Here is a 13,030-nt window from a genome sequence, read left to right on the forward strand (position 1 = left end):
AAGCAGGGGAGAGGAAGCATGGCACGGGTAGCGGTGGTCACCGGCGGCACGCGCGGCATCGGCGAGGCGATCAGCCTGGCCCTGAAAGATGCCGGCATGACAGTCGCCGCCAATTATGCCGGCAACGACGAACGCGCGCGCGAATTCACCGAGCGCACCGGCATCAAGGCGTATAAATGGGACGTTTCGGACTATGACGCATGCGTCGCCGGCATCGCGCAGGTGGAAACCGAACTCGGCCCCGTCGACGTGCTGGTCAACAATGCCGGCATCACCCGCGACGGCACGATGAAGCGGATGAACCGCGCGGCCTGGGACGATGTGATCGACACCAACCTGGGCGGCTGCTTCAACATGGCGAAGGCGGTGTGGGACGGGATGAACACCCGGCGGTACGGCCGCATCGTCAATATCGGATCGATCAACGGGCAAGCCGGCCAATATGGCCAGGTCAACTATGCTGCGGCAAAGTCGGGCATCCACGGCTTCACCAAGGCGCTGGCACAGGAAGGCGCGCGCGCCGGCATCACCGTGAACGCGATCGCGCCGGGCTATATCGACACCGACATGGTCGCAGCGGTGCCGCCCGACGTGCTTGAAAAGATCGTCGCCAAGATTCCGGTCGGCCGGCTGGGCAAGGCCGAGGAAATCGCGCGGGGCGTGACGTTCCTGTGCGCCGAGGACGGCGGGTTCGTGACCGGCTCGACGCTCAGCATCAATGGCGGTCAGCACATGTATTGAGGTGTCGGGGGCGGCACTGGTCCGCCCCCGGCTATTTCAATCCATCGCGATGCGGTGACCCGCCTGGACGGGGCCGCGAAGCACGGTGGCTTCGGCCACGCGGCCTTCGATCCGCTCGACCCGGACATGGCCGGTTTCGACCCAGCGGAAGTGCGGGATTCGGCCCGGCGTGCCGACGGACGCGAGGCGGCGGACCGTATGCACCTTGCCTGGCGCAGAACGATCGCCGACACAGACCAGCGCCTTGCCGGCTTTCGCGTGAATGACGTTGCCGACGGCGCGGCAGCCGGCATGATCCGCGGGCGCAAGCGAAGCCAGAAGAGCGAGTGAAAGACCTGCGAGCACGATATTCTCCTTTTGCTATCGTGCCGCCCATCTACAGAATCGATCGGCCGTCTTGTGTTATGAATTGTGTCTGAGCCCGCGACGCCCTTTCATCCGCCAGTGAAGCGGTCGATGACGATTGCCGGTCATCCGACCTCGATCAGCCTGGAACCGGTCTTCTGGACGGCGCTGCAAGATGCGGCGAGGGAAGCCGACATTCCGCTTTCGGCGCTGGTGGCGCGCATCGACGCCGAGCGGATCGCCGCCCCCAATCCGTCGAACCTCGCCAGCGCGATCCGGGTCTGGCTTTTCGCGCGGGCTGATGCCGGTCCGTCAGCGGGTGCGCGCGCTTCGACCCAGATGCGCTAATCGATGTAATAGCCGACCACGCGCCAGCTTCCGTCCTCCAGCGCCAGGCTCAAAGTCTCCACCGCGTTTGGCTTGTTCGCGAAACTTGTCCGGTATTTGAGGACCTCGACACCATTCGGCGGGGCGGGGACGCTTTCCTGGCTGAGCAGCACCCGGGATCGTACGGCGCCGAGCGGAACCCGCGCCTTTTGCGACGTGGAGGCCCACAGCTCGGTCGTGTTCAAGCTTCTGAACGACGAGGCCGTCGCGGCCCAGCTTTCCTCCCACCGTCCTTGATCGACCAAGGCGAGCCAGCTCTGCGCCGATGCGGCCACCGCCGAATTGGCCGCTTGGGTGGAAGCAGCGCCGCCTTGAGGAGCGGGCGCGATCAGGGGCGACGCAACGAGCGCGAGAAGTCCAATGGCGAGTGACATGACGGCAGCTCCTGTTCCTATCCGGGCGAGCCGTCCCGCTCGTCCCGACCCATTCTCCGGGCCGCCATCCTGTCTCACCTCCAGGCGCCTCGTGGCGTCCCCGATTTGCTTGTCCACCAAGGAATCGGGGTCCGCCCCTTCCCACTCGAGCAGCAGGCGCGCGGCCTCGCGGCTGCTGGATACCGCAAGCTTGCGCCGCGCGTCGCGGAGCCGTTCGTTGATCGTATGCACCGAAAGACCGAGGTGCCGCGCTGTCGACTGGGCGTCGTGGCCGCGCACGATCAGGCGCAACGTCTGCTTTTCCTTCTCGGTCAGCGTTGCATAGCCATCTGGCGAATGTTCTCGCATCGCCGCATCGCCTACGGGCGGTCCGCGCAATCAGCCACCCTCAAAAAATTGTATCTCCGGTGCACGGCCCGTCAGGGTCACTCCGGGTCTGGCTTTTCGCGCGGGCGCGGGGCTAAGTCTCGCAAATCCAACCGGAGTGCCTAGATGCGCCTGCTCGCCGCCGCTTTTCTCCTTTCGACTGCAGCTTCCGCCCAGATGACCGCAACCGCCGTTTCGCCCGCCGCGCTCGCCTATCCGAAGACGGAGCGGCAGGCTCTTGTCGAAGATCATTTCGGCATCCAGGTCGCCGATCCCTATCGCTGGCTGGAGAACGACGTTCGCCAAGACGCGAAGGTGCGCGAGTGGGTGACGGCGGAGAATAACGTCACGCAGGCCTATTTGGCGACGCTTCCGGCGCGTGACGCGTTCAAGGCCCGGATCAAGGCGCTTTTCGATTACGAGCGGTTCGGCGTGCCGGCGAAGAAAGGCGGCCGCTATTTCTATCAGCACAATAGCGGGCTGCAGAACCAGTCGCCGCTCTATGTTCGCGACAGTGTGGACGGGCCGGCGCGGTTGCTGATCGACCCGAACCTTTGGGCCAAGGACGGCGCGACGGCGCTCGCGGAGTGGCTGCCTTCGGAAGACGGGCGGCACCTCGCCTATGCCGTGCAGGACGGGGGCACCGACTGGCGCACGATCAAGGTGATGGATGTCGCTACGGGCAAGGAGACCGGGGACGCGGTCGAATGGGCCAAGTTCACCGGCCTCGCCTGGGCGAAGGACGGCAGCGGCTTCTATTATTCGCGCTTTCCCAAGCCCCAGGGTCCGCAGTTTCAGGCGCTGAATGAGAACCACGTCGTCTATTTCCACAAGCTCGGCACGCCGCAGAGCGCCGACGCGAAAATCTATGCGACGCCCGATCATCCGAAGTGGAACAACACGGCCGAGACGAGCGACGACGGGCGCTGGCTGATCGTCACGTCGTCGGAAGGGACAGACGACCGTTACGAGATCACGGTCATCGACCTGAATGCGCCGGGCGCCAAGCCGCGCACTTTGTTCAAGGGGCTGGAGAATAATTGGCAGTTCGTCGGCAACAGCGGCGACACTTTCTATTTCCTGACCAATAAGGATGCGCCGCGGCAGCGGATCGTGGCCGTCGGCGCGGCGGGCACGCTGCGGGAGATCGTGCCGCAGGATTCGGCGACGCTGGAAGGCGCGTCGATGGTCGGGCCGGAGATCGTCGCGACCTATCTGGTCGACGCGAAGAGCGAAGTGCGGCGCTATGCGCTCGACGGGAAGCTGAAGGGGAAGCTGACGCTGCCGGGGATTGGCACCGCCGCCGGCTTCGACGGCAAGCCGGGCGATCCGGAGAGCTTCTTCTCCTTCACCAGCTTTGCGACGCCGACGACGATCTATCGCTATGACGCGCGGACCGGCGCGACATCGGTCTGGGCGCAGCCGAAGGTCGCGTTCAATCCGGACGATTACCGGGTCGAGCAGCGTTTCTACGCGTCGAAGGACGGGACGCGGGTGCCGATGTTCATCGTGCGCCGCAAGGACGTGACCGGGCCGGCGCCGACTTTGCTCTATGGCTATGGTGGATTCAACGTGTCGCTGCCGCCGAGCTTCTCTGCGGCGCGGCTTGCCTGGGTGCAGGCGGGCGGGGTGTTCGCGCTCGCCAACATTCGGGGCGGCGGCGAATATGGCAAGGAATGGCACGATGCCGGCCGGCTCGCGCACAAGCAGAACGTGTTCGACGATTTCATCGCCGCCGGCGAGTATCTCAAGAAGGAAGGGATCACCGGGCCGAACCAGCTTGCGGTGCAGGGTGGGTCGAACGGCGGGCTGCTGATCGGCGCGGTGGTCAACCAGCGTCCGGACCTGTTCGCGGCGGCGCTGCCGGCCGTGGGGGTGATGGACATGACCCGCTTCGACCGGTTCACCGCCGGGCGCTATTGGGTCGACGATTATGGCTATCCGTCGAAGGAAGCCGATTTCAAGACGCTCTGGGCCTATTCTCCGTATCACAATGTGAAGGGCGGGCGGGACTATCCGGCGGTTCTGGTGACGACCGCGGATACCGACGACCGCGTCGTTCCCGGGCACAGCTTCAAATATGCGGCAATGCTGCAGGCAAGCGATATCGGCGCGAAGCCGCATCTGATCCGCATCGAGACGCGCGCTGGCCATGGCTCCGGCAAGCCGACCGACAAGATCATCGAGGAAACCGCCGACCAATGGGCGTTCATCGCCAAGTGGACGGGGCTGACGCTCAAGTAAATCGTTCATCCGTCAGCCAGTTGGAACCGCTATAAAGCCCGGATCATTTTTTCGGGGGATTCGGAGTGGTTGTCATGAACAGACTGATGACGATGGCCGTGCTGGGGGCGACGCTGAGCGGGACCGCCGCTTCGGCGCAAGTGATCGACCCGCAGACGTCGCGCGACCTTGGCCGCGCGGTCGGGCAGGCGGCGGTGGCTGCGCAACAGGCGGCCGAAGAGGCGAAGATCGCTGCGCGTCAGGCGATGCGCGCCGCGCGCCAGGGCTTTGCCGAAGGCGCTACCGGTGCCGAACGTGGCGGCGGTTATGCCCGTCCGGCGATGATCGGCACCGAGGACGATGCCGTCGACGCCTGCGCGATGGCGGCCGAACAGCGCGGCTATGACCAGGGCGTGCGCGCCGTGGTCCGCGATATCCAGGGTGTCGATCGCCGGCCGGGCGGCTGGGACGTGGACGGCGTCGTCGAGGCGCGCCGCACCTGGCGCGAGCATCCGGACACATGGGGCTTCCGCTGCCAGGTCCGCGACGGCCAGATCGTCAACGTCGATCTCGGCCGCGACATCGCGTTTCGGTAGGATCCGTTACTGAGCGTCCATCCCGAGCGAAGTCGAGGGACGCATTTGATCTGTGACGGCATCAAACGGAAGTGCGTGCCTCGACTTCGCTCGGCATGGACGGGTCTAGGGCAACGTCATCCAAACGCCCGCTAAAGCGGCCAGCTCCGTCCATCGACCGGGCGGACTTCGGCTCCGTCCAGGAACGCGGCGTCGAACAGATTGGCGTTGAACCCCATCCGTTCGTGCGGAGGGTCACTGAGCGGCTGCCAATAAGCGGGGCAGCCGCACATCGCGCATCGCATCACTTCCAGAGACGGCTCGACGATATCGGCGCGGACATAGGAGTCGACGCGTCCGGCGATCGCGACTTCTTCCGAACCGAAATAGAAGCAGCGCCAGCCAAGCTTCGTGCAGGCGCTGCAGTTACACGCGTTGATATAGTCGGGCCTGCGCGGCACCGTGATGGTCACGGCGCCGCAAAGACAGGATCCCGTGGCGCCGCTCACGCCGCCGCGAGTTTTCTCAGCACGTAGGGCAGGATGCCGCCGTTGAGGAAATAATCGAGCTCGTTGACGGTATCGATCCGGCAGCGGGTCATGAACGTTTCGGTGCTGCCGTCCTTGCGAGTGAGCGTGACTTCGACGTCCTGGCGCGGGCGGAGACCGGCGACATTGTGGATCGTGAAGGTTTCGGAGCCGTCCAGCTTCAGCGTCGAGCGGTCGACGCCTTCGGCGAACTGCAGCGCGAGCACGCCCATGCCGATCAGGTTCGAGCGGTGGATGCGCTCGAAGCTCTCGGCGATCACGGCGCGGACGCCCAAGAGGTTGGTGCCCTTCGCCGCCCAGTCGCGCGACGAGCCGGTGCCGTATTCCTTGCCGGCGATCACGACGAGCGCGGTGCCGTCCGCCTTGTGGCGCATGGCCGCGTCGTAGATCGGCATGACCTCGCCGTTATAGTGGGTCATGCCGCCTTCGACGCCCGGCACCATCTCGTTGCGGATGCGGATGTTGGCGAAGGTGCCGCGCATCATCACGTCATGATTGCCGCGGCGCGCGCCGTAGCTGTTGAAGTCGGCGCGGCTGACCTGATGCTCCATCAGATATTTGCCGGCCGGGCTGTCGGCCTTGATCGAGCCCGCGGGCGAGATGTGGTCGGTGGTGATCGAATCGCCCAGGATCGCGAGCGGTTTCGCGTCGATAATGTCGCCGACCGGAGCCGGCGTCATCGACATGCCCTCGAAATAGGGCGGGTTCGCGACATAGGTCGAGCCGGCGCGCCAGGTGTAGGTGTCGGAGCCCTCGACGTTGATGCCGCGCCACTTCACGTCGCCCGCGAACACATTGGCGTAGCGGGTCTGGAACATGTCCCGCGTCACGTTCGCGTCCATCAGCGCGCGGACTTCGGCGTTGGTCGGCCAGATGTCCTTCAGATACACGTCCTCGCCATCCTTGCCCTTGGCGATCGGCGTGTTGATCATGTCCTCGGTAACGGTGCCCTTCAGCGCATAGGCGACGACCAGCGGCGGCGAGGCGAGGAAATTGGCGCGCACGTCGGGCGAGACGCGGCCTTCGAAATTGCGGTTGCCGGAGAGAACCGAGGCAGCGACGAGGTCGTTGTCGTTGATCGCCTTGCTGATCGGCGCGGGGAGAGGCCCCGAATTGCCGATGCAGGTCGTGCAGCCATAGCCGACCAGATTGAAGCCGATGGCGTCCAGGTCTTCGGTGAGGCCCGCCTTGGTGAGATAGTCGGTGACGACCTGGCTGCCCGGGGCGAGGCTGGTCTTGACCCAGGGCTTGCGATTCAGGCCCTTCTCGCGCGCCTTGCGGGCGACGAGGCCGGCAGCGACCAGCACCGACGGGTTGGACGTGTTGGTGCAGCTCGTGATCGCGGCGATGACGACGTCGCCATTCGCGATGCCGTGCTCCTCGCCCTCGACTGCATGGCGGGGATGGCTCTTCACATCGGCATAGGCGCCCGCGAGCGACTCGTTGAACACTTCGTCCACCTGGGTCAGCGGCACGCGGTCCTGCGGACGTTTCGGGCCGGCGAGCGAGGGTTGGACGGTCGACATGTCGAGCGACAGCGTGTCGGTGAACACCGGATCTGGCGTGTCGGCAGTGCGCCACATGCCCTGCGCCTTCGAATAGGCTTCGACCAGCGCGATCGTCTCGTCCGGACGGCCGGTGAGGCGCATGTACTCGAGCGTCTGCGTGTCGACCGGAAAGAAGCCGCAGGTCGCGCCATATTCGGGCGCCATGTTGGCGATCGTCGCGCGGTCGGCGAGCGACAGCGCGTCGAGGCCGGGCCCGTAGAACTCGACGAAGCGGCCGACCACGCCTTTGGCGCGCAGCATCTGGGTCACGGTCAGCACCAGGTCGGTCGCGGTGATGCCTTCGGCGAGCTCGCCGGTCAGCTTGAAGCCGACCACTTCGGGAATGAGCATCGAGACGGGCTGGCCGAGCATCGCCGCTTCCGCCTCGATACCGCCGACGCCCCAGCCGAGCACGCCCAAGCCGTTGACCATCGTCGTGTGGCTGTCGGTGCCGACCAGCGTGTCCGGATAGGCGACCGTTTCGCCATTCTCTCCCTGCGAGGACCAGACCGCGCGGGCGAGATACTCGAGATTCACCTGGTGGCAGATACCCGTGCCCGGGGGAACGACGCTGAAATTGTTGAGTGCCTTGGAGCCCCATTTCAGGAACTCGTAGCGTTCCATGTTGCGCTGATATTCGAGGTCGACGTTATCCTCGAACGCCTTGGGCGTGCCGAATTCGTCGACCATGACCGAGTGGTCGATGACCAGATCGACCGGGACCAGCGGATTGATCTTCTGCGCGTCGCCGCCAAGCTTGTTCATCGCGTCGCGCATCGCCGCCAGATCGACGACGCAGGGGACGCCGGTGAAGTCCTGCATCAGCACGCGCGCCGGGCGATACTGGATCTCGCGGTTGCTCTTCTGCTCTTTCTGCCAGTCGGCGAGCGCCTGGACATCCTCGACGGTGACGGTCACGCCGTCCTCGAAGCGCAGCAGGTTTTCGAGCAGCACTTTCATCGAGAAAGGCAGCTTGGCGACGTCGCCGATCTTCCCGGTCGCTTTCTCGATCGAATAATAAGCGTAGGTCTTGCCGCCCACATTCAGAGTGGAGCGAGTGCTGAGCGTGTCCTGGCCGACGGCGGTCATGGGATCCCCCTTTGTTAAGGTTGGCGGCGGCTCAAGCCACGCGAGCGGCCGCGACGGTTTGGAGGCGCTCTAGCAAGCCTCGCCCCGCACGAAAAGGGCGGGTTTGCTGGACTTGTGCGCGGTGAACGCTAGGCTGTCGTCGCGGGCAGGCAAGGCTTTGCAAACAGGAGACGAAGTGGCTGACGACGCGTCCCGGATGCCTGAGATCGACGCGGAAGCCGGGCGGCTGTCCGCGCTGCTGCAGGCGATCGGCGACGCCGCGCCCAACCTCATCTACGCCAAGGATCTCGAACGGCGGATGATCTACGTAAACCCGGCCACCGTGCAGGCGATCGGTCGGCCGGTCGAGCAGATCATAGGCCATTGCGAATCCGAATGGTCGAGCGACGGCGACGAGGCGCGCGAGATCGCCGCCATGGACGCTCGGGTTATGGCCAGCGGGGGCCAGGAAATCGTCGATGAAGTCTTCACGTCGGCGACCGGCCAGCAGCGAGTGTTCCGCACCGCCAAGACCGCGATGCGCGACGCCTCGGGCGCGGTGATCGGACTGGTGGGCGTCTCGACCGACGTCACATCGCTCCGGCGTTCGGAGGAAGCGCTGAGGGCGAACGAGGAGCGGATGCTTTTCGGCCTCGACGCGGCCCGGATGGCGGCGTGGGAATTCGACCTGCGCGACGGTAGCAGCCGCCGGTCGCAAAATGCGATGGCCTTGTTCGGCCTGCCCCCGGAAGGCACCAGCGACCTTTATGGCCTGGTTCACCCCGACGACGTCGACCGGCTGAAAGCGGCGCAGGCCCAGGCGGTCGCCGGCGGGGCCCCCTACGACGTCGAGTTCCGGCTGAAACATCCGGACGGGCGGATGCTTTGGGTGGCCGTTCGCGGCCAGCTCCAGCGGGACGAGACCGGTCGCCCGATCAATCTGGCCGGTGTGCTGATGGACATCACGGCGCGCAAGCACGCCGAGCTGGCGGCAGAGCGCAGCGCCGCCGAGTTCGAGGCGCTGGCCGAGAATGTCAGCCAACTCGCCTGGATGGCGGAGCCGGACGGCACCGTCACATGGTTCAACCGGCGCTGGTACGACTATACCGGCCTGCCGAGCGGGCTGGACAGGGACGCGAGAGTTGCCGCGGCGGTCCATCCCGAAGATCGCGAGCGCGTGATCGCGCATTGGTCGACCAGTTTTGGCACTGGCGTCCGGTGGGAAGACACGTTCCGGCTGAAACGCGCGGACGGCGAATATCGCTGGTTCCTGTCCAGGGCCGAGCCGATCCATGATGCGCGCGGCAAGATTGTTCGCTGGTTCGGTACCAACACCGACGTTACCGAGCAGATCGAGACGGCGGAGGCGCTCGCTCGTTCCGAGGCGCAGTTCCGCGCGATATCGGAAGCCATCCCCGGCATGCTGTTCGTGTCGAGCCCGACAGCGGGCAATCTGCACGTCAATGAGACGTTCTGCAGCTTCACCGGCCGAGCGCGCGAAGAGTTGCTCGGCGACAAATGGGTGGACGCGCTGCATCCCGACGATCAGGCGCGGGCGCGCGAGATCTGGGCCGGCGCACTCAAGGCTGAGACGATCTATATGGCGGAATATCGCTTCCGCCGGGCGGATGGCACCTTTCGCTGGCACCTCGTGCGCGCACTGCCGATGCGAGACGAAGCCGGGCGCGTGACCCAGTGGGTCGGCGCCTGCATCGACATCCACGAGCGGCACATGGCCGAGCAGGAACTGCAGCGGCGCGTCGACGAGGCGATCGTCGAGCGCGAACGGGCGCTGTTCCAGCTTCACGAGGCGCAGAAGCTGGAGACGATCGGTCAGCTGACCGGCGGCGTGGCGCACGATTTCAACAATCTGCTCACTCCGATCGTCGGCAGCCTCGACTTGCTGCGGCGGCGGCTGGAGGACGAGCGATCGGTGCGGCTGATCGACGGCGCGCTCGCGTCGGCCGAACGCGCACGCACCTTGATCCAGCGGCTCCTCGCCTTTGCACGCCGGCAGACGCTGCAGCCGCGGGCGGTCGATCCGGCGCATCTGGTGCAGGGCATGCGCGAGCTGATCCAGCGTTCGCTCGGGCCGCGCATCGATTTCGTGGCGGAAGTCGAGTCCGACCTGCCGGCGGCATTGGTCGATCCGAACCAGCTCGAGCTTGCCCTGCTCAACCTGTCGGTCAATGCGCGCGATGCGATGCCGCACGGGGGGCGGCTGGGCTGGCATGTCACGCAGGAGCAGGTGGCGGCGGACGAACATCCCGACCTCGCGCCGGGCAACTATATCCGTATCGCGGTCAGCGATACCGGCATCGGCATGGACGCCGACACGCTTGCGCGCGCGGTCGAACCGTTCTTTTCGACCAAGGCGGCGGGGCAAGGAACCGGGCTCGGTCTTTCCATGGTGCATGGACTAGCCGGTCAGTCGGGCGGCGCGTTCCGGCTCGAAAGCGCGCCGGGGCAAGGGACGCGCGCCACGCTGTGGCTCCCGATCGCGCTGGAGAAAACGACCGGCACTGTCGTGGAGCCCGAAGCCCGGACTGCCCCGCGGCGCGCGCGGCTGTTGCTTGTCGATGATGACGAGGAAGTGCGCTTCACCACTGCGGAGAGCCTGATCGAGCTCGGCTACGATGTCGTGTCCGCGGCATCGGCGCAGGAAGCGCTGGAAACGATCGGAGCGGGAATGAAGCCCGACCTGCTCGTCACCGATCATCTTATGCCCGACATGACCGGGGCCCAGCTCGCGATGGAACTGCGGCAACGGCTTCCGCGTCTGCCGGTGCTGATGGTCACCGGCTATGCCCAGCTCGGGCCGGAAGAGCTTGGCGATTTCGACGTGCTGCCAAAGCCTTACCGCCATGCCGAGCTGGCTTTGCGCGTCGCCGAATTGCTGGCCGAAGAGCCGGTGCTGCAACGCTCGCTGAGCTGATCCAGATTAGTCTTTCGGCCATGCACCCAGAAGCCAAATCGTGCGTTGTGAGCCGGCGCACGAGGAGGACGGCATGGCGAAGGCATTATCGCGTTTCACGATCGAGCGGGACGGGGACGAGTATCTGCTGCACATCGAGGACGAAGACGGCGACACGGTCGAGCTGACGGCGAGCTTCGAGCAGCTCGATCTGATCAGCGAGTCGCTGGAAGAGCATCTGGCTTTCGACGTCGACGATCCGGACCTGCTCGGCGACGATGAGGAGGAAGAGGAGGAGTAGGGGCCGCCCGACCGGGCGTCAGGTCTGCAGCACCGACTGCACCGCACGCGTCCAGCCGTCGAGCCGCACCTGGCGTTTGTGGGCGGCCAGCTCCGGCCGAAAAGCGTGCGTAGTGCCCCTGAGGGCGGCGGCTTCCTCCAGCGAGCCGAACAAGCCCGCACCGACACCGGCCAGCATTGCGGCGCCCATTGCGGTGGTTTCGACGAAGGCGGGGCGTTCGACCTCGATGCCCAGCATGTCGGCAAGGTCCTGGGCAAGCCAGTCATTGGCCGCCATGCCGCCGTCGATGCGGAGCCGCGTCCAATCGCAGCCATCACCTGCAAAGGCGGTCTTGAGATCGTGAGTCTGATGCGCCTGCGCTTCGAGTGCGGCGCGGACGACGTGCGCACGCTTGGCCGAAAAGCTGAGGCCCGTGATCGCCGCACGCGCGTCGGGCCGCCACCACGGCGCGCCCAGGCCCGATAGCGCGGGCACCAGATAGACGCCGCGATTGTCCGGCACCGAGCGGGCGACAGCCTCGCTCTCTCCCGCGCTTGCGAGCAGCCCAAGGTCGTCGCGCAGCCATTTGATCAGGCTGCCAGCGACGAACACGCTTCCTTCGAGCGCGTAATGACGCTGGCCGCCGAGCTGCCACGCGACCGTGGCGAGCAGACGATGACGCGAGGTTGGCAGCGTGGTGCCGGTCGCGGTCAGCACGAACGCGCCGGTGCCATAGGTCGCCTTGGTGTCTCCGGGCGAGAGACAGGCCTGGCCGATGGTCGCGGCCTGTTGGTCGCCGGCCAAGCCGCAGATCGGAATGGCCGTGCCGAACAGCCTGGTTTCGCCAAAGCGGCCGGCGCAATCGACGATTTCCGGCAGGATGGCGCGCGGCACGCCGAACAGCGCAAGCAGCCCGTCGTCCCAGCCACCGCTGCCGATCGCCATCAGCGCGGTGCGCGAGGCGTTGGTGGCGTCGGTGACGTGCAAGCCGTCGGTCAGCTTCCAGACCAGCCATGATTCGACGGTGCCGACGGCGAGCCGGTCGCCCGCTTCCTTCAATTGCGGCCAGTTGCGCAGCGCCCAGCCGATCTTCGAGGCTGAGAAATAGGGGTCGAGCAGGAGCCCAGTCTTGGCCTGGACGGTTGCTTCGTGACCCTGATCCTTCAGCTCCGCGCAAAAATCGGCCGTGCGCCGGTCCTGCCAGACGATCGCGCGGGACAGCGGCTCGCCCGTCGCCTTGTCCCAAAACACGACCGTTTCGCGCTGGTTGGTGATGCCGATCGCGGCGACCTTCTCCGCGCCGCCAGCCTTGGCGACCATCTCCTGCGCGCATTCGAGCGTGCGCGTCCAGATTTCAGCCGCGTCGTGCTCGACAAGTCCCGGCGCGGGATAATGCTGCGTCAGTTCGCGTTGCGCGGAGCCGAGGCATCGTCCGTCGAGCGCGAACAGCATCGCGCGGGTGGACGTCGTCCCTTCGTCGATCACGAGAATCGTTTCGGCCATATCTTCCCTCTCCCCGCCGGGGAGAGGGACGGCCGCGAAGCGGCCAGGGAGAGGGGCCGACACCCTGCGTGCCGGCTCTGCCCCTCTCCCGGTCTCGCTTCGCTCGCCCACCCTCTCCCCAGTGGGGAGAGGGTTGTCCCTAGCGACCCGGCTTTTTCT

General features: G+C 65.9%; 11 protein-coding genes. 6 read left to right on the forward strand and 5 right to left on the reverse strand.

Features of this window, described 5'->3' with window-relative positions; all coding sequences use genetic code 11:
• Window positions 1–18: 18 nt before the first annotated feature.
• A complete protein-coding gene (gene phbB, locus ACFSCW_RS03585; protein ID WP_380886977.1) occupies window positions 19–741 on the forward strand; it encodes an acetoacetyl-CoA reductase in 723 nt (240 codons plus the stop codon).
• A gap of 36 nt (window positions 742–777) precedes the next feature.
• Here the strand turns inward: phbB and ACFSCW_RS03590 are convergent, their stop codons facing one another.
• Complete coding sequence (locus ACFSCW_RS03590) at window positions 778–1,086, reverse strand: hypothetical protein (RefSeq protein WP_380886979.1); 309 nt, start codon at window positions 1,084–1,086, stop codon at window positions 778–780.
• Window positions 1,087–1,152: 66 nt separating this feature from the next.
• On the opposite strand from ACFSCW_RS03590, the gene ACFSCW_RS03595 reads away from it, so the two are divergent.
• Complete coding sequence (locus ACFSCW_RS03595) at window positions 1,153–1,434, forward strand: ribbon-helix-helix domain-containing protein (RefSeq protein WP_380886981.1); 282 nt, start codon at window positions 1,153–1,155, stop codon at window positions 1,432–1,434.
• Here the strand turns inward: ACFSCW_RS03595 and ACFSCW_RS03600 are convergent.
• Window positions 1,431–2,195, reverse strand: coding sequence for a helix-turn-helix domain-containing protein (locus ACFSCW_RS03600; protein WP_380886983.1), 765 nt, complete (start codon window positions 2,193–2,195; stop codon window positions 1,431–1,433). The genes ACFSCW_RS03595 and ACFSCW_RS03600 overlap by 4 nt on opposite strands.
• A 144-nt stretch (window positions 2,196–2,339) precedes the next feature.
• Between ACFSCW_RS03600 and ACFSCW_RS03605 the strand changes: the two genes are divergently transcribed.
• Both ACFSCW_RS03605 and ACFSCW_RS03610 read left to right on the forward strand, forming a co-directional pair.
• Window positions 2,340–4,457 (forward strand): prolyl oligopeptidase family serine peptidase, encoded by a 2,118-nt coding sequence (locus ACFSCW_RS03605; protein WP_380886985.1) that lies wholly within the window; start codon window positions 2,340–2,342, stop codon window positions 4,455–4,457.
• A gap of 74 nt (window positions 4,458–4,531) precedes the next feature.
• On the forward strand, window positions 4,532–5,032 hold the full coding sequence (locus tag ACFSCW_RS03610) for a hypothetical protein (protein WP_380886987.1): 501 nt from the start codon (window positions 4,532–4,534) through the stop codon (window positions 5,030–5,032).
• Window positions 5,033–5,163: 131 nt separating this feature from the next.
• Here ACFSCW_RS03610 and ACFSCW_RS03615 read toward each other — a convergent pair whose 3' ends face one another.
• Together ACFSCW_RS03615 and acnA are read right to left on the reverse strand one after the other, a co-directional pair.
• Window positions 5,164–5,520 (reverse strand): GFA family protein, encoded by a 357-nt coding sequence (locus ACFSCW_RS03615; RefSeq protein WP_465270201.1) that lies wholly within the window; start codon window positions 5,518–5,520, stop codon window positions 5,164–5,166.
• Window positions 5,517–8,195, reverse strand: a complete 2,679-nt coding sequence (gene acnA, locus ACFSCW_RS03620) for an aconitate hydratase AcnA (RefSeq protein ID WP_380886991.1) — start codon at window positions 8,193–8,195, stop codon at window positions 5,517–5,519. The genes ACFSCW_RS03615 and acnA overlap by 4 nt, the downstream gene beginning before the upstream one ends.
• Window positions 8,196–8,370: 175 nt before the next feature.
• Between acnA and ACFSCW_RS03625 the strand changes: the two genes are divergently transcribed.
• Window positions 8,371–11,109 (forward strand): hybrid sensor histidine kinase/response regulator, encoded by a 2,739-nt coding sequence (locus tag ACFSCW_RS03625; RefSeq protein WP_380886993.1) that lies wholly within the window; start codon window positions 8,371–8,373, stop codon window positions 11,107–11,109.
• A gap of 73 nt (window positions 11,110–11,182) precedes the next feature.
• Window positions 11,183–11,389: a hypothetical protein gene (locus ACFSCW_RS03630; protein ID WP_380886995.1), complete on the forward strand. Its 207-nt coding sequence runs from the start codon at window positions 11,183–11,185 to the stop codon at window positions 11,387–11,389.
• 18 nt (window positions 11,390–11,407) lie between these two features.
• Here ACFSCW_RS03630 and glpK read toward each other — a convergent pair whose 3' ends face one another.
• Window positions 11,408–12,871, reverse strand: a complete 1,464-nt coding sequence (gene glpK / locus ACFSCW_RS03635) for a glycerol kinase GlpK (protein ID WP_380886997.1) — start codon at window positions 12,869–12,871, stop codon at window positions 11,408–11,410.
• Between the last annotated feature and the right edge of the window lie 159 nt (window positions 12,872–13,030).

Source organism: Sphingomonas tabacisoli, assembly GCF_042678385.1.
Lineage (GTDB): Bacteria > Pseudomonadota > Alphaproteobacteria > Sphingomonadales > Sphingomonadaceae > Sphingomonas_B > Sphingomonas_B tabacisoli.

What these genes read in the sequence shown, in the direction of transcription:
- phbB (WP_380886977.1), top strand. Translation starts at nt 19, where the DNA reads ATGGCACGGGTAGCGGTGGTCACCGGCGGCACGCGCGGCATCGGCGAG.
- ACFSCW_RS03600 (WP_380886983.1), bottom strand. Translation starts at nt 2,195, where the DNA reads ATGCGAGAACATTCGCCAGATGGCTATGCAACGCTGACCGAGAAGGAA.
- ACFSCW_RS03605 (WP_380886985.1), top strand. Translation starts at nt 2,340, where the DNA reads ATGCGCCTGCTCGCCGCCGCTTTTCTCCTTTCGACTGCAGCTTCCGCC.
- ACFSCW_RS03610 (WP_380886987.1), top strand. Translation starts at nt 4,532, where the DNA reads ATGAACAGACTGATGACGATGGCCGTGCTGGGGGCGACGCTGAGCGGG.
- acnA (WP_380886991.1), bottom strand. Translation starts at nt 8,195, where the DNA reads ATGACCGCCGTCGGCCAGGACACGCTCAGCACTCGCTCCACTCTGAAT.
- ACFSCW_RS03630 (WP_380886995.1), top strand. Translation starts at nt 11,183, where the DNA reads ATGGCGAAGGCATTATCGCGTTTCACGATCGAGCGGGACGGGGACGAG.
- glpK (WP_380886997.1), bottom strand. Translation starts at nt 12,871, where the DNA reads ATGGCCGAAACGATTCTCGTGATCGACGAAGGGACGACGTCCACCCGC.